The sequence below is a fragment of the Bacteroides sp. AM16-13 genome (genome assembly GCF_003602705.1).
GTDB classification, from domain to species: Bacteria; Bacteroidota; Bacteroidia; order Bacteroidales; family Bacteroidaceae; genus Bacteroides; species Bacteroides xylanisolvens.
Map to the genome: position 1 here is coordinate 79,797 of NZ_QTLK01000003.1, position 23,910 is coordinate 103,706.

16 protein-coding genes are annotated in these 23,910 nt (G+C 40.5%); 13 read left to right on the plus strand and 3 right to left on the minus strand.

Annotated elements, in window-relative coordinates:
* The first annotated feature begins 44 nt into the window (after positions 1-44).
* From DW173_RS02915 to DW173_RS02960, 10 genes are all read left to right on the plus strand, one after another.
* On the plus strand, positions 45-1,205 hold the full coding sequence (locus tag DW173_RS02915; protein WP_008645680.1) for a FecR family protein: 1,161 nt from the start codon (positions 45-47) through the stop codon (positions 1,203-1,205).
* A 29-nt stretch (positions 1,206-1,234) separates the two neighbouring features.
* On the plus strand, positions 1,235-4,801 hold the full coding sequence (locus DW173_RS02920) for a SusC/RagA family TonB-linked outer membrane protein (RefSeq protein WP_199722809.1): 3,567 nt from the start codon (positions 1,235-1,237) through the stop codon (positions 4,799-4,801).
* Between the two features lie 19 nt (positions 4,802-4,820).
* Entirely contained in the window at positions 4,821-6,365 is a 1,545-nt protein-coding gene (locus tag DW173_RS02925) for a RagB/SusD family nutrient uptake outer membrane protein (protein ID WP_004315454.1), read from the plus strand.
* A gap of 31 nt (positions 6,366-6,396) precedes the next feature.
* Positions 6,397-7,410: a hypothetical protein gene (locus tag DW173_RS02930; RefSeq protein ID WP_120143686.1), complete on the plus strand. Its 1,014-nt coding sequence runs from the start codon at positions 6,397-6,399 to the stop codon at positions 7,408-7,410.
* Between the two features lie 11 nt (positions 7,411-7,421).
* Positions 7,422-8,447 (plus strand): TlpA family protein disulfide reductase, encoded by a 1,026-nt coding sequence (locus DW173_RS02935; protein WP_120143688.1) that lies wholly within the window; start codon positions 7,422-7,424, stop codon positions 8,445-8,447.
* A gap of 31 nt (positions 8,448-8,478) precedes the next feature.
* The gene (locus DW173_RS02940; RefSeq protein ID WP_004315451.1) at positions 8,479-10,185 is read left to right on the plus strand and encodes a S8 family serine peptidase; all 1,707 of its coding nucleotides are present in this window, start codon (positions 8,479-8,481) and stop codon (positions 10,183-10,185) included.
* A 10-nt stretch (positions 10,186-10,195) separates the two neighbouring features.
* Complete coding sequence (locus tag DW173_RS02945) at positions 10,196-11,335, plus strand: aspartyl protease family protein (protein WP_004315450.1); 1,140 nt, start codon at positions 10,196-10,198, stop codon at positions 11,333-11,335.
* Position 11,336: 1 nt separating this feature from the next.
* A complete protein-coding gene (locus tag DW173_RS02950) occupies positions 11,337-12,497 on the plus strand; it encodes an aspartyl protease family protein (RefSeq protein ID WP_004315449.1) in 1,161 nt (386 codons plus the stop codon).
* A gap of 20 nt (positions 12,498-12,517) precedes the next feature.
* On the plus strand, positions 12,518-13,807 hold the full coding sequence (locus DW173_RS02955; RefSeq protein WP_008645677.1) for a thioredoxin domain-containing protein: 1,290 nt from the start codon (positions 12,518-12,520) through the stop codon (positions 13,805-13,807).
* Positions 13,808-13,964: 157 nt separating this feature from the next.
* Complete coding sequence (locus DW173_RS02960) at positions 13,965-16,394, plus strand: glycoside hydrolase family 20 protein (RefSeq protein ID WP_117810829.1); 2,430 nt, start codon at positions 13,965-13,967, stop codon at positions 16,392-16,394.
* A gap of 195 nt (positions 16,395-16,589) precedes the next feature.
* Here DW173_RS02960 and trxB read toward each other — a convergent pair whose 3' ends face one another.
* The 3 genes from trxB to DW173_RS02975 are packed head-to-tail and all read right to left on the minus strand — an operon-like array spanning position 16,590 to position 20,736.
* Positions 16,590-17,540 (minus strand): thioredoxin-disulfide reductase, encoded by a 951-nt coding sequence (gene trxB, locus DW173_RS02965; protein ID WP_004315443.1) that lies wholly within the window; start codon positions 17,538-17,540, stop codon positions 16,590-16,592.
* A 36-nt stretch (positions 17,541-17,576) separates the two neighbouring features.
* Positions 17,577-18,224, minus strand: coding sequence for a LolA-like putative outer membrane lipoprotein chaperone (locus tag DW173_RS02970; RefSeq protein WP_120143690.1), 648 nt, complete (start codon positions 18,222-18,224; stop codon positions 17,577-17,579).
* A gap of 19 nt (positions 18,225-18,243) precedes the next feature.
* On the minus strand, positions 18,244-20,736 hold the full coding sequence (locus DW173_RS02975) for a DNA translocase FtsK (protein ID WP_120143691.1): 2,493 nt from the start codon (positions 20,734-20,736) through the stop codon (positions 18,244-18,246).
* A gap of 126 nt (positions 20,737-20,862) precedes the next feature.
* Between DW173_RS02975 and DW173_RS02980 the strand changes: the two genes are divergently transcribed.
* The 3 genes from DW173_RS02980 (at position 20,863) to DW173_RS02990 (ending at position 23,493) form a co-directional block, all read left to right on the plus strand.
* Complete coding sequence (locus DW173_RS02980; RefSeq protein WP_117683290.1) at positions 20,863-21,525, plus strand: DUF5063 domain-containing protein; 663 nt, start codon at positions 20,863-20,865, stop codon at positions 21,523-21,525.
* An 8-nt stretch (positions 21,526-21,533) separates the two neighbouring features.
* On the plus strand, positions 21,534-22,202 hold the full coding sequence (locus DW173_RS02985; RefSeq protein ID WP_004315434.1) for a 3'-5' exonuclease: 669 nt from the start codon (positions 21,534-21,536) through the stop codon (positions 22,200-22,202).
* Between the two features lie 112 nt (positions 22,203-22,314).
* Complete coding sequence (locus DW173_RS02990) at positions 22,315-23,493, plus strand: class I SAM-dependent rRNA methyltransferase (RefSeq protein ID WP_004315432.1); 1,179 nt, start codon at positions 22,315-22,317, stop codon at positions 23,491-23,493.
* Positions 23,494-23,910: the final 417 nt, after the last annotated feature.

Genomic DNA, 23,910 nt, shown 5'->3' on the forward strand with positions numbered 1-23,910 from the left:
TTTTCGATTGGATTGTTTTACTTATATAACAAATCGAAAAAACGATGAATTCATTCAAAGAAAAATTTAAAATTGCAAAAATCTTAGCTTCCTTATTTACTCATTCGTCTACTCCCGAAGAGAAAAAAAACTATCATGCGTGGTTGGATGAAAATCCGGAGCATCAAAAAATAGCCGACCGGATATTAAATAAGGAAACGTATGAAGAAAACAGCCGGTTAATAAAAAGCTTCTCTTCACAAAAGGCATGGGACAGAATCTATCCGCTACTAGGAGGAGAAAAAACATCCGGTTTTCTTTCATGGAAAAGGAGTCTGAAATATGCGGCTCTTCTTTTGCTATTGTTAATACCGATTTCATACCTTATTTATAATTGGGTAGCCGGAGAACCAATCGGTGAAATCACTCCAGGAACCCATGGCGGAGAACTGACTTTAAGTAATGGCAACACCTTCAACCTTTTTGAGAATGTCCTTCCGGAGGGTGCAACTGAAGTGTTCATCATTGACTCCAAAGGGATAAATTATCAAACTCCTGCCAACAAGCCCAAAGTGAAAGAAATCAAAAATACGCTTCGTACACTGCATGGTATGGAATGTCACATTGTCCTTTCGGATGGAACAAAAGTACATCTGAACGCAGAATCACAACTGACTTATCCGATTTGTTTCAGCGATAAGGAACGCATCGTACAGGTTGAAGGTGAAGCCTATTTTGATGTTGCTCCAGATAAAGCACATCCTTTTATCGTGCAAACACCGCACACTTCTATTCGGGTGACAGGAACTTCTTTCAATGTAAGGGCTTATGCGGATGAAGAAGTGGAAAGTACTACACTAATTAGTGGAGCTATAGAGATTAGCAGTGAAAACGAAGATTATGAATTGATTCCAAACCAACATTTCGTATATGACAAAAATAGTCGGGAAAGTACCGTATCTAACGTAAATACAGAATTATACACTTCCTGGGAGTCCGGATCATTCATATTTATGAACGTTCCTCTTGAGAATGTAATGTCATATCTTTCCAAATGGTACGGATTCACATACACTTTTGAAGACGATGCAGCCAGACAGGTACAAATCGGAGCTTATCTCAACCGCTATGCAAACATGAATCCAATTATCGACATGATAATGGAATTAAATATGGTAGACATAAAACAAAGAGAAGGTATACTGCACATTTCTTATAAACAATAACTATTAATACATATTATAACTAACGCATTATGAAAAAACGAACACAATCCTCCTCAAAGGGAGTATCTTATGTAAGCAGAAATTTCGTTAAGCTCTGCCTTTTATGGATATTCTCCCTTTCTTCACTTATGATTCAAGCACAAGACAATCAGCGAATCTCCGTTGATCTGAGAGGCGAAAGCCTGGAATCTACGCTTTGGTATTTGCAAAACCGTACAAAATTCATCTTTATGTACGCAACAGAAGATATCGCTAACATAACCGATATCAGCGTAAGGGCAAAAAACAAAACGATCACCGAAATTCTGGATGAATGTCTGGAAGGAACTAACCTGACTTATGAAGTATCAGGCACTGCCATCGTTATTAAGAAAAGAAAGACTAATAAAATCACGATTAGTGGATGGATACGTGATGCAAGCGGTGAAGCACTTCCCGGAGCTACAGTCACTGTCCGAGGTTCAAAACATGGAGCTATCGCCGGACTAGACGGACATTACACTTTTAATATTCCTGCGCAAGAAGGGTTAATATTAACTTATTCATTCATCGGAATGGAGAAAAAGACTGTAAGATATACAGGAAAGAAAACGATTAATGTCACTCTAAACAGTTCCAGTACTGAAATCGACGAAGTGGTTGTAACCGGTTATCAGAATATTCAACGCCGTGACCTAGTAGGTTCTATTACCACAGTAAAAGCAAAAGATATTTTAATGCCTTCGTATACCACTATTGACCAAATGTTGCAAGGACGTGTAGCAGGTATGATTGTCACCAATACAAGTAGTCGTGTAGGTACTGCCCCGAAAATTCAAATCCGTGGTACCAGTACCTTACTGGGTAATCAAGACCCACTTTGGGTAGTCGACGGCATCATTCAGGAAGACCCCCTGGAATTGAATGCATCTTCTCTCATGACAGAGGACTTGAAAAACATTATCGGTAATCAGATTTCTTGGTTAAATCCTGCTGATATCGAAAGCATTAGTATTTTAAAAGATGCTTCTGCGACCGCTATTTATGGTTCAAAAGCATCGAATGGTGTTATTGAGATCACAACCAAAAAGAATACGACTGATCGTCTAAGTGTCAATTACACCTCTAATTTTGTAATGGGTACGCGTCCCAACTATGGACAGTTTAATTATATGAACTCCAAAGAAAGAGTACTATTCTCACAAGAAGCTTTTAACTGGGGAACACCTTATGGCACAGAACCAATCAAACAAATATATACTTATGAAGGATTATTGAATATGTATCTATCGCACGATATATCTTCTGAAGATTTTCTGGCACAACGCAATGTTCTGGAAACACAAAATACAGACTGGTTCAAACTACTAACCCGCCGTTCTTTTAGCCATAACCATAATATAAGTGTTTCCGGCGGAACAAATAAATACAGTTATGCAGCTTCTATGGGATATTCCAATAGCGAAGGGCAGGAAATAGGAAACGACAGTGAACGTATGACCGGACGCGTTGCCATCACCATACGCCCGGTACAAAAACTAACGATTAATGCAACGATCAACGGTAGCGTAAGTACGAATAACGGTTTTGCCGGAGGAGTCAATCCTATGGGGTATGCTACTACTACCAATCGTTCTATAGACCCTGATGCTTACTATCAAATGAAAGCCTCATACCCATACAATAGCGGAGTCAAATCATTATCATACAATTTCGTAAATGAACGGAATAATAGTGGTTCTAAATCAAAATCAAGTTTCATGTCAGCTTCGCTAGACTTGAAATGGAATATTTTGGACTGGTTAACTTACCAATTTACTGGTGGATATTCCAATAATAACAGCACAAACGAAGCTTGGGAAACTGAACAAACGTTTTATATTGCTGAAACATATCGTGGTTATGATTTCAACTCTGTCTCACCAAACAGTAAAGAGTTTGGAGCAGCCTTACTCCCATTCGGAGGCGAATTATTCACAAATAACGCACAGCAATACTCTTACAACATCCAAAATAAACTGCAATTCAGTAAAGCCTTTAATAATGAGAACCGAATTAATGCTTTAGTAGGTATGGAATTACGTTCTTCCACTAATAAAGGTGTCAGCAATACGGTATGGGGATATGCCCCAGATAGAGGAGAAGTAATAACATTACCAACCACTCCACAAGCTTTTACACCTATTACAGGTTCTAAAGACGAAGGATGGGGGCTTTTAAAAAAGATATATGATGGTGGATGGAGAAAAGTCAATACTACAGACAATTATCTTTCCGTATTCGCCACACTAGCATATTCACTCAAAAACCGATATGTTGTTAATGCAAATATACGTAATGATGCATCCAACCGTTTCGGTCAGGATGCCAATCACCGTATTGATCCTACCTATTCATTCGGTTTCTCCTGGAGAGCTTCAGAAGAGGACTTCATGAGGAAATATGTAAAATGGATAACAACTTTAAACTTCCGCGGCACCTATGGTATTCAAGGAAATGCAGTAACGCGCATTAGTCCGGATTTGATTTTAAATCAGGGGAAAGTGGCAAATCTATACAACAGATATCAGTCTACCATCTCCCAAATCCCAAATCCGAATCTATCATGGGAACGTACCAAATCATGGAATTTCGGTGTAGACCTGGAATTATTCAGTATGTTTTATATGAATTTGGAATATTATACAAGACGCTCCAATGCCATTGTTGAACTGGAATTACCTTATGAATATGGAATAACATCCATGAAACGCAACGGTGGTATTATCCACAACAGAGGTATCGAATACACATTAACTTTTACCCCGATACAGAAACGGGACTATGCATTAAGTGTCAGTTTGAATGCTTCCAAGAACTGGAATGAAGGCGGACATACAGACATTGATGTCAATGCAGCTTCCTTCTTAAGTGGACGTTCAGATATTGTATTAAAAGAAGGATATCCGCTCAGCAGTTTCTGGTCATACTCTTTTGCAGGATTAGACGGAAAAACCGGTGAAGCTTTATTCAATCTTTTGGATATTCCGGAAGAAGAACGTAGCAGACAAATAGATCCGACTACTTATCTGGTATATTCTGGTCAGAAAGAGCCTTATTTCACCGGTGGATTGAGCTTAAGTTTCCGCTATAAATCATTAACTTTAAACACCAGTTTTTCACTTTTACTCGGCAACAAGAAGCGTCTGCCATCACCATACAACCAATTCGCTAGTTCTTATTATATGCCGGATCCATATACAAATATAAACCGCGATTTACTGAACCGTTGGAAAGAACCGGGAGACGAAGCCCATACAATCATTCCTTCTTTACCCAAAGCAGGAATGGCTTATATAGAATTGCCCAACAATGAGAATGTTTATAGCATTCCATTATGGGAACAATCTGACGCTATGGTGGTCAGTGGTTCTTTCTTACGCTGCCGTAACATCGGCCTATCCTGGCAAATGAAACGTGAGTGGTGCGAAAAAATATATATGAAAAATCTATCACTCAACTTTAACATGGATAACATCTTTGTTATCGCCAGCAAACGTTTCAACGGTTTCGACCCGGAAGTTAGCAACAGTGTACTTCCACGGAATTATTCATTAGGTATTAACATTGGTTTCTAAAAAAATAAAAAGATAGACAATGAAAAGAATTATATATATACTAACAGGAATAGTCTTACTATCACTATCCTCTTGCTCAGATTTTCTAGAGCCTAAATCTCAAAGTGAGTACGTTCCCAAAGATGCAAATGCTTTGCAAGAAATGTTAATCGGTTCTGCTTATCCCAAACAGGATAAAAGCAATTTCCTACTACCCTTTCTTAGCTTCTTAGACGATGACATTCAGTTCCACAAAACTGATTATGAATTTAGCATCAACTCTCTAAAAAATATAGAAGCCAAACAAGCTGTTTATACATGGCAACCGGATATGTTTTTCATTATGGAAAGAAATGGTTATCCTCTTCAGAATATCTGGGAAGGATACTATAACTATATCTTAGGCGCAAATGCAGCTCTTGATTATATCGGTGACGTAAATGGTACGGAGGCTGAAAAAAATTATGTAATAGCCCAATCCCTCGGATTAAGAGCTTTCTATTATTTTATGTTAGTCAATCATTTTGGAGCACCATACAACTATAACAAACAGGCTTTAGGAGTTCCACTCAAACTAGACAGCAACCTGCTACCTGAAGACCAACTATTAATGACACGAAACACCGTTGAGGAAGTATACAACCAAATTGTGGACGATCTGAATGAAGCTGAACGTTTATTCCTTACTTTAAGCAAAGATAAACAATATGAACCGAATTATCTGGTTAGCCTTCCAATGATACAATTGCTGAAGTCCCGCGTCTTTCTCTATATGGAAAACTGGAAAGATGCAGCCATATACGCCAACAAAGTAATAAAAGACTGGTCCTTCGCTTTAGTAGACTTAAATAACCTCCCTTCTCCAACAGTGGCAGAGCCTTATTACAATTTTACATCTTTAAAATCATCTGAGGTTATTTGGTTATATGGAAGCGTTTCAGACTTAACTGTATTCAATGATGAGTCGGTAGAGTATGAGGAAGAAGGTTACTTCGGTAATACCACCACCTATTACCGAGAAGCTTTTATCGCTTCTGATAACTTGATTGAAAGCTTTGAAGATGGAGATTTAAGAAAAGAAAAGTATATAGCAAAAGAGTTCAATAAAGATGATAAAGTTTTCTATGAAGACTCTTATACTACTTTCGGCAAATACAAACTTTCAGCTACAGGTGAACCTAGTGGTTCGGAAAACTTTGCTTTATCCTTCAGACTAGGTGAGGCTTATTTAAATCTAGCAGAAGCAGCTGCCCATAATAATGACGAGAGTACAGCACTATCTGCTTTAAAAACCTTACTGGCTAAACGTTATGAACCCGACAAATTTGTTGAGCCTACCGGATTAACAGGTGATGCGCTCAAAACTTTCATCAAAAATGAAAGAAGAAAAGAACTTTGTTTTGAAGGGCAACGATGGTTTGATCTCCGACGCTACGGAATGCCACAAATTATTCATAGATGGGGAGAACAGGTATATACATTAAAACAGAATGATCCTTCCTATACCATGCCTATACCAGACGCCGTCTTAATTAAAAATAAAAAACTGGAGCAGAATCCTTTAGCTCCAAAACGCGAAAGTTAATAGTATATATCTTATGAATTAAACAAAAGAAATGAATATGAAAAAAATATATATATTATGGGGATTACTTGCTTGTATGGCATTATTCACCTCATGTTATGAAGAAGACACACTGACTCCTACAGAAGGAGGCATTGAATTACGCTTTAAAGTACCTCAAGGAAATAATAGTTGGGACGATGACATCGCCCAAATATACGAAGACTATAATGTATATCTTATTTATAAAGATCTGCAAAGGGCTGATTTTAATCGCAGCTGGACAGGCATATCATATGGTAGTGGCTACGAAGGCCAAGGCTGTGTAAACGACGAAATGACCAATTACTATGTCGAATTTATGAAAAAGCATATCTTTGCATACTTGAATCCGCCGATCACATCTAAAGTTCTGCCTATGTATTGGTATTTGGGATACAATGTCTATAGCAAAAGCGTATTAGAAGTTGGAGGCGTAATCCTAGCAAGCTGGATTGTACCCATACACGAAAATTACGATGGGCTGGATTATTGGTGCACTTGTATGTTTGGAGAAGACAATCCCAGCGAGCCTTATTTAATCCCCACAGACAGAGCACTCCTTGACAGACGCCGGAAAATGATATTGGCTCCCGTATTGGAAAAAGCAGTAAAAGCCGGAAACATCATTATACCTGAAGAATTTGAAGTGGGATTCGACCATGTCACTAATCTGATAGCAGGCTTGGGAATGGAAGATGACCCAAACTATTATCTTACCAGAGGATATCCGGGAAGTGTAAACACGTATGTATTCAATAGTATCAGCGAACCAGCCAACAACTCTTATCCTCCAACCAATGAAGAGACTTTTATAGGATATATGCATCTTTCCATGTACTATAACCAAGCACGACTAGCAGAGGTATATCCGGCTGATAAATATCCTTTTCTCACCGAAAAGTTTGCTTTCGTACAGAAATATTTAAAAGATAAATATCAGATCGATCTGGAAGCAATAGCCAACGGACCGGAAGACTGGGATTTACCTTTACCTCCAATACCGGAGACTCCAGATGAAGAATAACAACTCTGATAATGAACTATAAACTCATAATAATGACAAAAGTAAAAAATCTATTATTAACCATATTACTCTTATGCGGTACCACCATATGGGGAAATAACGGGCTAAGAATATCAGGAAGAATAAAAGTATTAAAGCCAACGACTTTACAAATAAAAGATATGAATGAAGGCGTTGTATTAAGCTGCATCATCGGTACTAATAACACATTCAGTACCGATGAAATAAACATCATTCCTGATGTCTACAAACTCTATTTAGGAGAAACCGAACAGAATATTTATCTGGAAAATAACCCGGTAACAATCAATGGCTACTTCGACGAAAAGAACCCTGAACAAAGTTCGCTTTCATTCACTGGCATCGATCCGTTTCTGACTTTACAAAACTATATGCCAGCAGAAAAAGACCCGGATATAGCAACGATTTCTACTTCCGTCAAAGGAAAACTGACTCCTGCCATGGCATCTGCATTGGCCTATCTGGCAGATGTAAATGATTACCAATCCAACAAAATGCTATTGGACATGATACCAGAACAAGACAGAAAGTCCTTATCTGCCAAATGGCTGGTAAACAGGGTAGAAATCCTCTCCCACCAAATCATTGGTGCAGAAAGTCCCGACTTTACTTTCACAGATGCCAACGGAAAAAACGTAAGTCTGAAAGACTTCCGTGGGAAAATTGTCGTACTTGACTTCTGTGCCTCCTGGTGCGGTCCTTGTCGTAAAGAGATGCGTAGTATGCTGACCATATACAATGAATTGAAAGCTGACGATCTGGAATTTATCAGTGTCTCGCTAGATGACAGCGAAGCAAAATGGAGAAAAATGCTGGATGAAGAAAAATTGCCGTGGGTGATGCTATGGGATAAGACAGGATTCCCTAAAAACAGCAAGACTCCAAGTGCTATCCAGACTGATTACGGCTTCTACTCCATCCCTTTCCTTGTAGTCATTGACAAAGAAGGCAAACTTGCTGCACGCAACGTCCGGGGTGAACAAGTACGCGAGGCCATTTTAAAAATAAGACAATAAACAAACTATATAAATTATAACTCTTTTGACAATGAAGAAACTTATATTTCCAATCGTATGCTGTTTTATCAGCGTTACTGTATCAGCCCAGTTAATCAAACCAAAGGCAGAAACACAAAAAAAACAATCCGAACTGGACTGGTTTAACTGTTCTTTCGACCAGGACAGTGTATACGGAGCTGAAGTAAACAAAGCTTATGATTACCTGAAAGCCAACAAAAAGAAAGCAAAGAAAAGACCGGTTGTTGCACTGATCGGAACCGGAATGGACGTAGAACACGAAGACCTAAAACACGCAATCTGGATCAACCCAAAAGAAAAGTCAAACCAAAAAGATGATGATAAAAACGGGCTTGTTGACGACATCAATGGCTGGAACTTCATCGGTGGTAAAGACGGCCAAGTAATGGAAGCTTTGACACGCGAAGGAGAACGTGAATTCTTCCGTCTCAAAGATAAATACGCTGATTATATCTTTGACGGAAAGAAGTATTATAAAATAGTCAATGGAAAACGCCAAGAAGTCCCCGCACCGGAAAACATAGAAGAATATAATTACTATCGCTATAAAGTCATGCCGGAATCAAGAATCGGTGGAGCTTACGGCGGTCTTCAACTATCTTATGTTATAGAAGAATATGTTGAAAAGTTCGATAAGGACATGAAAAAACGTTTTCCCGGAAAAGAGCTGACTGTTGAGGACTTCCAAAGTTGTTATGATCCCAAAGCTGAAAGAGACAGTCTTTCTGAAGTCGCTTTTGTATTTACTGCCTACTATTTCAGCATCTATAATACGGATAAATGGGAACCTGTTTATCAGAATATGGGAAAGAAAAGTGTAGAAACAGGTAAAGCGTCTTATGAAGAGGCTTTAAAGAGATACGGAAGTGATAATCGAAAAGAAATTGTAGGTGACAATCCTCTGGATATTAACGATACGCATTATGGTAATAATGTACTGTTGACATCTGATGCGGCAACAGGCGTAATGAAGGCCGGCGTTATCGCAGCTAAACGTGACAACGGTATCGGAAGTAACGGTATTGCAGACAATGCAGAAATCATGACCTTACGCATCCACCCGGGAGAAGGAGAACCATACCTGAAAGATATGGCATTGGCCATCCGCTATGCAGTAAACCACGGTGCAGATGTAATCGTATTACCGGAACAAAACTCCATATATCCGAAAGAGCAGAAACAATGGGTGTCAGAGGCGTTGAAAGAGGCAGAGAAGAAAGGGGCATTAGTTATAGTTCCGGTTTGGGATCTATCAATGGATATGGATAAAGACGAATTCTTTCCCAACCGTAAGATGAATAAAGAGGGAGAACTTACTAATTTTATGGTAGTTGCTTCTTCAGACAAGAATGGAAATCCGGTATTGAACACCAATTACGGTGCAACTGCTCTCGATATTTATGCTCCGGGAACAGACATTTATTCATCTTATATGGGTGACACTTATCAAAAAGGAACTGGAGAAGGAATGGCTTCGGCTACTGTAGCTGGCGTAGCTGCTCTTGTGAAGTCTTATTTCCCAAAACTGACCGGTTCTCAAATCCGTGACATATTATTAAAAAGCGTCACTTCACGCAAAGGTGTAGAAGTAGAAAAAGGAATCCGCGTGAACGATAGCCCTTCACAAGATTTATTCCTTTTTGATGACCTATGTATTTCCGGAGGTATCGTTAATGCTTACCAAGCAATCTTGGAAGCAGAAAAAGTCAGCAAATAAAGATTAGTCTATGAAATATACTCGTCTAATAGGAACCGTCATTGCCTTTTGCATGGCGGTCCCTTTATTCGCCCAACAATATAAAGCAACCATACCTTATCGGATGGTAGGCGAAAAAATGGTTATCGAAATGAAAGTGAACGGCAATGCACGCCCTTTTATCTTTGATACCGGAGGGCGCACCGCACTTACCACTAAAGCCTGTCAAGCACTACAAATAACAGCAACAGACTCTATGAAGGTGACAGATGTGAATAACGTGGAAAGCTATTACAAAACTACGCGAATAGAAAATCTGACGACTCCCGATGATGTTATTAACTTTAAAAATGCCCCGTCGCTAATCATCAATGAAGTAAAAGGCTGGGAATGTTTTGGAGTAGATGGTATCATCGGAAGCGATTTATTTGCAAGTACTATTGTAAGCATTGATTCGCAGACTAAAAATATCATAGTCACATCTGCCGAAAAGCCTTCTACAGTATCTTTACGAAAAATGCTGAATTTCACGAAAGAAGGGGGAATGCCAATTGTCAATGTACAGATCGCTCCGGTCAGCAACATCACTGTATTATTTGATACAGGCAGTCCCAGTCTGTTATCTCTTATTGAAAGTGATTTTGAGAGAATTAAACCGGAGGCATCTATGGAAGTCGTTTCTGAAGGATATGGGGAAGGAAGTATCGGAGTAGCCGGACAAGCAGATAAAGCATCTTCATATAGAGTACATATTCCCTTATTATCAGTAGGAGCCACCAAATTCCGCAACTTAACGACCCATACAGACAAACACCCTTATACATTACTAGGTGTAAAGTTATTACAATACGGGAAAGTGACTATCGACTATCCACGTGGAAGATTCTATTTTGAAGCTTTCCAACCGGATAATGAAATCAACAATCAATGCAACAACTTCGATTTGACGGTCAAAGACGGAGACTTATTTGTATCTACCGTCTGGAGTAGCACGAAAGGTAAGATAGAAGTAGGAGACAAAGTGATTAAGATTAATGGCAAACCTGCTAAGAAATATGACTTCTGCGAAAGTATTCTGAACGGAATACCGGAATTGAAAGAGAAAAAACAGACGAAGCTAACGATTGAGACTGCTTCCGGAATAAAAAATATTATCTACAAAAAAGAATGACATGAAAAGAATAGGAATACTGACCGGCTTATGGCTGCTATTATTTCTAAACTGCGGACAAGAAATGGTAGCGCAAATCCAGAATAAGGTTTGCGATACCATTCCTTATGAATTCATTCAGGAGAAAATCATTATACCCGTTACTGTTAATGGTGTAAATGTAAAATACATCGTCGATACAGGAGGAAGAACCGGGACTATGTATGACGCCGCAACTGAAATGAAAGCTACTGCCGCAGGATATATGCGCATTTCCGATGTGAATGCACAAGGCTCCAACTATCAGGAAGCCCACGTACAAAATGTTTCCATCGGAAAGAACTACAAAATCAAACAGTTGAAAACGATGGTACTACCTAAGAATCCATTCTTCACAGACCTGGGAGTTGTCGGAATTCTTGGAGGAGATGCCTTTGCACAGTCGGTAGTAACATTCGATTCCCGTTCTAAAATAATGGTAATCAACTATCCTTATCGTCCCGAAAAGTTAAAGGTTACAGACGGAATTCCTTTGTTGGATGAAACTGAACATCATTCCATCGTCAACGTTCGTTTAGGAAATAATGATTTAAAAGTTCTGTTCGACACAGGTGCCGGAGGCTTTCTACTTTATTCTACGGAAGATTACAACAGGCTGGCTGACATCTCGCAAGTTACCAATCATGGATATGGTATCGTAGCTGCCGGAATAACAGGGTTGGGCAAGCCGGTGGATATTAAAAAAGTATCTGTACCTTCCATCAATATCATGGGAAAAGAATTCACAAACGTAGGTAGTACAACAACTGTCATGAATGGAACTATCATCGGGGTGGATCTACTGCAATATGGTAAAGTAATTATTGATTATATGCGGAGACGTTTTTACTTCCTCCCATTTGAAGAAGGGAAAATCGACATGGGTGGTGCTCCCGCTCTTTGGAACGTAAGCATATTACCGCGTAACGAAAGATTCGAAATTACAACTATATGGGATAGCATGAAAGATACAGTTGCTTTCGGCGACGAAGTGATTAATATCAACGGAACTTCTCTTAAAGATTGCCCCATGAGCCAGATGGCCGTAGAAGAAATTATGAATGCTATACCTGGTGATACCGGCTATATTATCATCAAAAAAGATAATCAAGAGAAAAGAATTGAAATCAGGAAAGAGAAATAAACTTTAAACAGAAAGAATATATGAAACGAATAATAACTAAAATGTATCTCTGTTTGCTTGCATTTTGTATCACAGGAGGCATCAGTGCACAAACACAAAACAGTATGACAGAGGTCATTCCATTCAAAACTATTGATGGAAAAATTATCGTGGAAGCCACTATAAATGGTGAAGTGGCTGACTTTGTCCTTGATTTATCGGGACATAACGCTCTACTTCCTGAAGCTCTCAAAAAGTTACACATCAATACAGAAAAGAGAGGAACTTTTAGTTCTTACCAAGATTTTGTATTTAAACAGGTGCCTGTTGGAAAGGTATATGAAATGGGAACAGTAGCTATTGGTAAAAATACATTTGCAAACGATCTTCCGGCTTTCACATTAGAAGACGAACCCTATCTACGCAAGCTAGGGGTTATGGGTGTATTAAGTGGTGCTGTTTTCCGCACTTCTGTATTAACCATTGACATGCAACGGAAGAAAATTACGATTACACAACCCTACCGTCCTTCTTATATGAAACTTAACTATCGGGAAAATTTTAACCTGATAACAGGATTAGGAGTAGTATGCCCGATAAACATTCAGGGAAAGCCGATATCTTTTGTTCTGGATACATGGAGTGAAGGATTAGTGAATCTTACTGAAGCAGATTTCAATACATGGAGCGCACAATATACCAAAGGGAGTAACCAAAAAGTCTCCAATGGATATAAAGAAATAAGTCAAGATGAGGAAAGCCTCATCCTACCTGAAACGATGTTTGTAAAAACAAAGATTGAAGATGCCATAGCAGTGAAAAACCCATTCTTGAAACGTTCCGTATTAGGCAAAAAGATACTGGACTACGGAATTATATCCATCGACTATATTCATCAGAAAATTTATTTTCAGCCGTTTGACATGGTTCCTATACCGGAAGCGGAAGCTAAAGTGACGGAAACCAAAGTTGAAGATGGTAAATTGAATCCAATTACCCGCCAGTTCTTCCTCGAACACATTTTCGACTATCGAAAAGGAAATGATTTCGTTTATAATGGCGACAAACCGGTTGTGATTGATTTCTGGGCAACTTGGTGCGGACCTTGCATGCGTTTACTTCCGGAAATGGAAAAGCTGGCCGAAAAATATAAAGGAAAAGTTATATTCTATAAGGTAAATGCTGATAAAGAAAAAGATTTATGCAGCCACTTCAGTGTACAAGCATTACCTACGTTATTCTTCATCCCGGTAGGCGGCAAACCGATAATCGAGGTTGGTGCTACGCCGGAAAAGTATGTGCAAATCATCGAAGAGCAACTACTGAAATAAAAACTCTCTCTTTATTATATAACTACATTAATCTGAAACTTTAGCTAAAAGCCGGACATCATTCCGGCTTTTTTATTTCCATATCATTGGAACTTATCATTAAAACAAGTACATTTGCCCTGTCAAATCTATTTATAACTTAACACACATTTTGACCATGAAGAAAAGTATTTCTCTTCTTCTTTTGTCTTTGCTTATGATTGCCCCCGGTTGCCAAAAGACAAAAGAAGTGGTGAACGAGTACAACATCGTTCCCAAACCCAATCAAATTCTCCCACAGGAAGGACGTTTTGAACTAAACAGCAAAGTCTGCCTCGTAGTACCTTCGGATGCTCCGGAAGTAAAAAGCATTGCCGACAGCCTGGCCGGACAACTAAAACAGACAGCAGGAATCTCGTTGAAAGAGGCAGAAAGTGCAGATGGAAAATCAGCAATCTGCTTTGTTGTACAAGAAGGTATGCCGAAGGAAGGATATAAATTATCCGTTACTCCCAGTCTCATCACGCTTACCGCTTCTCAACCGAACGGGTTCTTCTACGGCGTACAGACACTTTATCAGTTACTCCCTCCGGCGGTTTACGGAAACCAGTTGGATAAGAAAGCAAACTGGTCGGTTCCTGCTGTAGAAATAGAAGATTCGCCCCGTTTTGTTCACCGCGGACTGATGCTGGATGTTTGCCGCCATTATGTACCGATTGACTATATTTACAAGTTTATCGACTTGCTGGCAATGAACAAGATGAATGTTTTCCATTGGCATTTGACAGACGATCAGGGATGGAGAATCGAAATCAAGAAATATCCTAAATTGACAGAAATCGGTTCTAAACGTGAAAAGACATTGGTAGACTATTACTATGTAAATTATCCGCAAGTATTCGACGGAAAAGAACACGGAGGGTATTACACACAGGAACAAATCAAAGATGTAGTAGCTTATGCTGCAAGTAAATATATCAACGTTGTTCCCGAAATAGAAATGCCGGGACATGCGTTGGCTGCACTGGCTGCCTATCCGGAACTGTCATGTGATTCTACACAGACTTATAAAGTATCTCCTACATGGGGTGTATTCGAACAGGTGTTCTGTCCGAGTGAAACAACTTTCAAATTCTTTGAAGGAGTGATGGATGAAGTAATTGAATTATTCCCTAGCGAATACATTCACATCGGTGGCGACGAATGTCCCAAGACAGCATGGAAGAACAGTGCTTTCTGCCAGCAGCTAATCCGCCAGTTAGGACTGAAGGATGATACGGCTCCCAGCAAGACAGACGGAATAAAGCATAGTAAAGAGGATAAGTTGCAGAGCTATTTCGTTACCCGCATGGAAAAGTATCTGAATAGTAAAGGCAGAAACATCATTGGTTGGGATGAAATCCTCGAAGGTGGTCTGGCTCCAAATGCGACTGTTATGTCATGGCGTGGTGTAGAAGGAGGAATGAACGCTGCCAAAGCCGGACATAATGCGATTATGACTCCGAACCCTTATGTATATCTGGACTACTACCAGGAAGAACCTGAAATTGCCCCGACTACTATCGGCGGATACAACACACTGAAAAAAACATATAGCTACAACCCTGTCCCGGACGATGCAGACGAACTTGCCAAGAAGCATATCATCGGAATACAAGGCAATATATGGAGAGAATATATGCAGACTTCCGAACGTACAGACTATCAGGCCTTCCCGCGTGCAATGGCTATTGCCGAAACGGCCTGGACACAAAACGCAAACAAAGACTGGAAGAATTTCTGCGAACGAATGGTAACTGAATTTGAACGCTTGGAAGTAATGAACACCAAACCTTGTCTCAACTTCTTTGACGTAAACGTAAATACGCACGCGGATGAAAACGCTCCTTTAATGGTAATGTTGGAAAGTTTCTATCCGAATGCAGAAATCCGATATACTACGGACGGCAGTGAACCGAGTAAAACATCCACACTGTACGAAAAGCCTTTCGTTCTGGAAGGTAATATCGACCTGAAAGCAGCTGCTTTCAAAGATGGAAAAATGCTGGGTAAAGTAGCTCACAAGCCATTATACGGTAATTTATTGACAGGAAAGCCCTATACTGTTAATTATAAGATGGGATGGACAGGCGATATATTTGATGAAAACGATGTATTAGGAGCTGACAAGACAACCTTCGGACTGACCAACGGTAAACGAGGAAATAATGCTTCTTATACTCCGTGGTGCAGCTTTGGTATTGTTGAAGGTAAAGACTTGGAATTTATCATTAATTTGGATAAGCCGACACAAATCAGCAAAATAATTTTCGGTTCTTTATTCAATCCGGCTATGAGAATTCTTCCTGCAGGAGGAGTTGCCGTAGAAGTATCAGCAGATGGCAAACAATACACTCCGGTAGCTGAAAAAGCCTTGAAACACGATTATCCGGAAACAGGACGAATTGCATTCACTGATTCCATTGAATTTGAGCCAACACAGGCTACCTTCCTGAAAGTTAAGATTAAGAATGGCGGCACACTGCGCAATGGAGTTAACTTTGAAAAGAACAATGGTCCGGAAGTTATTCCTGCCGAATTATGGATTGATGAAATAGAAGCTTATTAAACAAAGCTAACTATATTTTATGCGGATTTCACGGTGCTGACTCAACAGGACGTGGAATCCGCATCATTTATTCCGGACCTGAATAACAGAACGGTGAACGCTAGTTTAATACTAATGTTCACCGTTTTATTTATAATCAATCACACCCTAAAAGGTATAATTATCATTCATTCGTTTACACCGAAGATATATTTATCACACAAGCCCTTTGGAAGAAAGGTAACGTTCTGCCTCCAAGGCAGCCTTACATCCACTTCCCGCGGCTGTAATAGCCTGACGATAATGCGGATCGGCCACATCTCCTGCTGCAAAAACTCCGGGCACTTTCGTACGAGGACTATCACCGTCTGTAATAATATAACCTACTTCGTCCGTATCGATATACTCTTTAAATATTTCAGTATTCGGTTGATGTCCGATAGCCAGGAAGAAACCGTCGATAGGTAAACTATAACGTTCTTCATCCGGTTCACCCCAACGTTTCACCAGGTTTACACCCTCTACGCCATTGTCACCAAACAAACCAACTGCATTGTGTTCAAAAAGAACTTCAATCTTCTCGTGGTTCATGACACGTTCCTGCATAATCTTCGATGCACGCAGGAAAGGTTTACGGACAATCAGATATACCTTGGATGCAAGACCGGCAAGATAAACCGCTTCTTCACAAGCAGTATCACCTCCACCAACTACAGCAACCACTTTCTTACGATAGAAAAATCCGTCACAAGTAGCACAAGCGCTTACACCCATTCCGGCATATTTCTTTTCATCCTCCAGTCCCAGATATTTAGCAGTTGCCCCGGTAGCAATAATCAATGATTCCGTTTCAATCACTTTATCACCGTCAATTGTTATTTTATAAGGAGCTTTGCTTAAATCTGCTGCCGTAGCGATACCAAAACGAATATCTGTTCCGAAACGGCTCGCCTGTGCACGCAAATCTTCCATCAACTGCGGGCCACTGATACCTTCCGGATAACCGGGAAAGTTTTCTACATCTGTCGTAGTAGTCAACTGGCCGCCCGGCTGCAATCCTTCATATAGTACCGGACATAAATTTGCACGTCCAGCATAAATCGCTGCCGTATATCCGGCAGGTCCTGAACCTATAATCAGGCATTTCACTTTTTCTATTTCTGCCATTTTAATTTATCTTTATTGTTTTGTTATAAAAACATGTTATCTCAAATCTATCACCTCTGCATTGGGATATTGTTTTTTATCAAAAGTAAAAACACGATCCGTATAATTCTGCCCCGTCTGATAACTTGTAACGGTTATCTCATTACGTGTCTGCTGTCCACGCTGCTGAAGCAAAATATATAGAGGTTCATAAGTGTCCTTCGTCACAAAAAGAGTGATACGTTCCAACTCCTGTTTCTTATCCCTGGCAGTCAGAACGACTTCCCAAACGGATTTTCCACGAAACGTTTTGGTTGTCCCCAACTTATAAGAGAATCCTTTCTGATACATATACAGAAATGTATACGGATTTATCTGCTGCAACTCTTCCTGCGTCGGATTACTGACATTCACTTCATCATTCTTTGTCACATAACTCCATTGCGTTTTTCCGTCAAACCAAGTGATGATATCAGATGTTTTCAGTACGAATTTCTCTCCTTTCAACTGAATTGTTCCGTTTTCAGCACCTTCTACCAAGCCGTTTGCCACAGCCTTTACAGTAAAATCAGCCTTCACGCCACCTGCTTTACGAAACGCCTCTGCCGTTTTGTCAAGAATGACTTTAGCCTGGGACTGCTGTTGTTGAGCAATCACAGGCAAAGACAGTAAAGCTATTAAAACACTAAAAATGTACTTTCTCATTTGATTAATAAACGAACTGTTACTGTAAATTGTTCAATCGCATTTCAAGATCATTATCATCAATACACAATACGTCACGCGCCTTACTACCTTGCGTAGGCCCAACAATTCCGGCTTTCTCCAATTGATCCATTATACGGCCGGCACGATTATAGCCAATCGCAAATTTACGCTGAATCAATGAAGTGGAACCTTGTTGATGAATAACAACCAACCGGGCTGCATCTTCAAACAACGGATCGAGACGCCCCATATCAATATCCCCTACTTCACTATTACTATCTTCACTCACATATTCGGGCAAGAAGAACGGAGTAGGATAACCTTGCTGACGGGCAATGAATTTTGTAATCTCTTCTACTTCCGGCGTATCGATAAAGGCACACTGTACACGTACCGGATCAGCTCCCTGCAAGAAGAGCATATCTCCCTTACCAATCAGACGGTTAGCACCCGGACGGTCAAGAATAGTACGAGAGTCCATCATGGCAGATACACGGAAAGCGATACGCGCCGGGAAGTTGGCTTTAATCGTACCCGTAATGATATTGGTAGTCGGACGCTGTGTAGCAATAATCATGTGAATACCGACAGCACGTGCCAACTGCGCAATACGGGCAATCGGAAGTTCCACTTCCTTACCGGCAGTCATAATCAAATCTCCGAACTCGTCAATAACCACTACGATATACGGCATAAACTTATGCCCCTTTTCCGGATTCAGACGACGGTTGATAAACTTCTCATTATATTCTCTTACATTACGTACATGCGCCATCTTCAGCAGGTCATAACGGGTATCCATCTCTACACAAACAGAGTTCAGGGTTTGCACAACCTTCGTTACGTCTGTAATAATCGGTTCGCCTCCATCAGGAAGTTTGGCCAAGAAATGATTTTCAATCACCGAATAGATGCTGAATTCTACTTTCTTCGGGTCGACCAGTACAAATTTCAATTCTGCCGGATGCTTCTTATATAATAAGGAAGTAATAATAGCATTCAAACCTACTGACTTACCCTGACCGGTTGCACCCGCCACCAATACGTGCGGCATCTTGCAAAGGTCGAACATAAAGACTTCATTCGTGATGGTCTTACCCAATACAATAGGCAGATCATATTTGGATTCCTGAAATTTCTTACTTCCGATCACACTTTGTCCGGAAACAATCTTCGGATTCTTATTCGGCACTTCAATACCGATTGTGCCTTTACCCGGTATCGGAGCGATGATACGGATACCGTCAGCAGAAAGGCTTAATGCAATATCATCCTCCAAACCACGGATTTTAGAAATACGTACTCCTTGCTCCGGAGTGATTTCGTATAGAGTTACCGTAGGTCCTACCGTTGCTTTAATCGTACTGATTTCGATTCCGAAACTGCGCAATGTATTGATGATACGATCTTTGTTTGCATTTTGTTCGTCCATGTCAATCGTCGGATCATCATTTTCAAAATGCTTCATCAGGTCGATAGTCGGGAAGCGGTAGTTTTCCAAATCCTTAGTAGGATTATAAGGTTCGAGTTCCGGTCCCTCATATTCTTCTTCAGAAGCAGCAGATTCTACTTCAAACCCGGGTTCCGCTTCTTCCAAAGGTTCGTCCTGCACAGCGGGAACAGGGTTGGAAACAGTCGGTTCAAACACCATCGTCACTCCTTCACTTTCATCAGACAAAGGAGACTCTTCCGGCTCCGGCTGGTTGACATGGAATTCATCTTCAGGTTCTTCAGCCTGTATATCCATTACAGGTGCCGGAGGAGGTGTCTGTTTATACGTCCGTTTCAAATTGAACTCCACTTCCTGCGGTTGGGAAGTCGTGAATTCCTGATCGCCTTCCCCTTCCGGGATGACTTCTTCCTTCTCTTTCTTTTCGCGTTTTAGGAAGCTCAACGCAAAAAGTTTACGCAACCAAATAACAGTACGCGCACTTATATATATAAAGAAACAGATAGCAGTTATCAACAGGATCATCCATACACCAGGTACTCCTACTTGTGAGATTAACCAACGACTGACATTGTATCCATGCATACCGCCCAGATAAATGAAAGAATCCTGATAATGATCCATAAAAGCAAATCCGAAGAATACGGAGAACCAGACTAATAAGAGCGTGCAACCAATAAACCACTTCCACAAGCGGACCACACGTACACGCATCAACTTCAATCCTGCCACTGCCAGAAAAACAAGTATAAAGAAAGAGGAAATGCCGAAACAGTCGTTTATCAGATAGCTTGCCAACTGCGCTCCACGTGAACCGGCATAATTCTTCACCTGATTATTAACAGCCGCCAAATCCGCCGAACTACCGCTATCAATAATACTTTGATCGGCAGCCCCCGTAAAGAAGAAGGAAGAAAAAGCCAACAACAGGTAAACGGAAAAGATGACCAGCATCAATCCAATCACAAAATGAACAGTTTCATTCTTACATACAGCCACAATTTTACTGGGGGAAGAGGGAGTGCTTTCTGCCTCCTTATCTAATTTCTTCTTTGCCATGAGTCTTTTATTCTATTTTTATAAAACTGGAATGAGATTCTAAGCTGCAAAAATAATAAAAAAATAACGAGCACTACGCTCATTCAATCCTTTTTCTTACCTTTGCGTTTCAAATCAATATAGATCATGGAAAAAGAAAGCCAAACGATATTTGATAAGAACGTAATTGAGTTCGTTACAGTAGCCGCCGAATTTTGTGCATTTCTCGAACGTGCCGAACGCATGAAGCGCAGTACTTTCGTTGACACATCATTAAAAATACTCCCCCTGCTCTATCTCAAAGCATCTATGCTACCCAAATGTGAGACGATTGGGGACGAGGCACCCGAAACGTATGTCACAGAAGAGATTTACGAAATTCTGCGTATCAATCTTTCAGGATTGATGGGTGACAAGGATGATTATCTGGACGTATTCGTGCAAGATATGGTTTATAGCGACCAACCTATCAAAAAATCAATATCGGAAGATCTGGCTGACATTTATCAGGATATTAAAGATTTCATATTTGTCTTCCAACTGGGACTGAACGAAACAATGAATGATTCATTGGCTATCTGCCAGGAAAACTTCGGTACACTGTGGGGACAGAAACTAGTAAACACGCTACGCGCCCTTCATGACGTGAAATACAACCAAGAACAGGAGGAGGAGGAAGAGAACGGTAATGAAGAAGGATTTTACGAACCAAGCGACGACAACGATTGTTGTGAAGAAGAAGGCTGTCATTGCCACGACGATGATTGCCACTGTCACGAAGACGGTTGCCATTGCCACGATGATGAATAAATATAGAAATGATTGTAAGAAGAACCATAGATAAAGATGAACTAAAAGAACTCCCGAAAACTGTTTTTCCGGGACGAATTTACGTTATCCAGTCGGAAGCTGAAACGGAAAGAGCAGTAGCTTACCTCCAATCCAGATCTGTGATAGGCATTGACAGTGAAACGCGTCCTTCCTTTACCAAAGGACAATCGCACAAAGTAGCACTCCTCCAGATTTCTTCTGAAGAATGTTGTTTCCTATTCCGGCTCAACATGACGGGATTGACCCAGCCATTGGTTGACTTATTAGAAAACCCGGCTGTAATCAAAGTGGGCCTTTCACTGAAAGATGACTTTATGATGCTGCACAAACGCGCACCTTTCACTCAACAAAGCTGTATCGAGTTGCAGGACTATGTGCGCCAATTCGGTATACAGGACAAAAGTCTGCAAAAGATTTATGCCATCTTATTCAAAGAAAAAATATCCAAATCACAGCGCTTGTCCAACTGGGAAGCTGATGTATTGAGCGACGGACAGAAACAATATGCCGCCACGGATGCATGGGCTTGCCTCAACATCTATAATCTGTTGCAAGAACTGAAACAGACAGGAGATTGGGAAATAGCTGCTCTCCCACCTGCTCCCAAAGAAAGGGAAGAAGTCACTATCGGCCCTATAAGCAATCAGCAGTCATAGACGATAAATGATAAGTGATAAGTGATAAATAATAAAATAAGTAATTAATAACCAATAACAAAACTATCTCAATCCTCCTCTCCCTGGGAGAGGGTTAGGGAAAGGCTATATTATGCATAAAGTATATCTCAAACCCGGTAAAGAAGATTCTCTTAAGAGATTCCACCCCTGGATTTTTTCCGGTGCTATCGCCCGTTTTGACGGAGAGCCCGATGAAGGTGAAGTTGTAGAAGTATACACCTCCAAAAAAGAATTTATTGCCGAAGGACATTTCCAGATCGGAAGTATTGCTGTGCGCGTACTGTCTTTCCATCAGGAACCTATCGATCACGATTTTTGGAAACGCAAACTGGAAATAGCATACGATATGCGTCGCAGTATCGGCATCGCTACCAATCCGACCAACAACACTTACCGGCTCGTTCATGGTGAAGGAGACAATCTCCCCGGACTGGTTATTGACGTTTATGCCAAAACTGCAGTCATGCAGGCACACTCTGCAGGAATGCACGTAGACCGCATGACAATTGCCGAAGCTTTATCCGAAGTAATGGGTGACAAGATCGAGAATATCTATTATAAATCAGAAACAACTCTTCCTTTTAAAGCAGATCTTTTCCCCGAAAACGGTTTTCTGAAAGGAGGAAGCAGTGATAATATCGCGCAAGAATATGGTTTGCAGTTCCATGTAGACTGGCTGAAAGGTCAAAAGACCGGATTCTTTGTAGACCAGCGCGAAAATCGTTCTTTACTGGAACGTTATGCCAAAGACCGCTCGGTACTGAATATGTTCTGCTATACCGGCGGATTCTCATTCTATGCCATGCGCGGAGGTGCAAAGCTCGTCCACTCTGTCGACAGCTCTGCCAAAGCAATTGATCTGACTAATAAAAATGTAGAACTGAACTTCCCCGGTGATTCCCGCCACGAGGCTTTTGCCGAGGACGCTTTCAAATATCTCGACCGCATGGGCGACCAGTATGATTTAATCATTCTCGACCCGCCCGCATTTGCCAAACATAAAGACGCCCTGCGGAATGCTTTACAAGGTTATCGCAAACTGAATGCCAAAGCATTCGAGAAAATCAAACCGGGCGGCATCTTGTTTACTTTCTCTTGTTCGCAAGTAGTAAGCAAGGACAATTTCCGTACTGCCGTGTTTACCGCAGCAGCCATGTCAGGACGTAGTGTACGCATCCTGCATCAACTGACTCAACCCGCCGACCATCCGGTAAACATCTACCATCCTGAAGGAGAATACCTGAAAGGCCTGGTACTTTATGTAGAATAACCGGATTCACCACGGATTACACGGATTAACACAGATTTTTATCACAAAGTCATGCAGGAGTTCCACAGGGTGGCACAGGGTTTCACGGAGTCCTTTCCTTTTCTAAAATGAGAGCATAGAATCCGAATATGATGATTGATTGATAAAAATCTGTGTTAATCCGTGTAATCTGTGGTGAAACAGAAGGGCAGTAACAGAAAAATGGAGGATTCAAAGTTAATTAGAGTTAACAAATAGAAGATTTTCGAGAAAACATTATGTTGTATAACATAAACCATCTATCTTTGCACTGTGTTTTTCATGGTATTAGATTTAAGGTTAACAAAGATTGGCTGTCTGGGATAGATAGCCTTCTTTTTTTTATACCCCCTTCATTTGTTTTTTCACGACCAAATCTCTTCTTTTCTTCGCATTTAT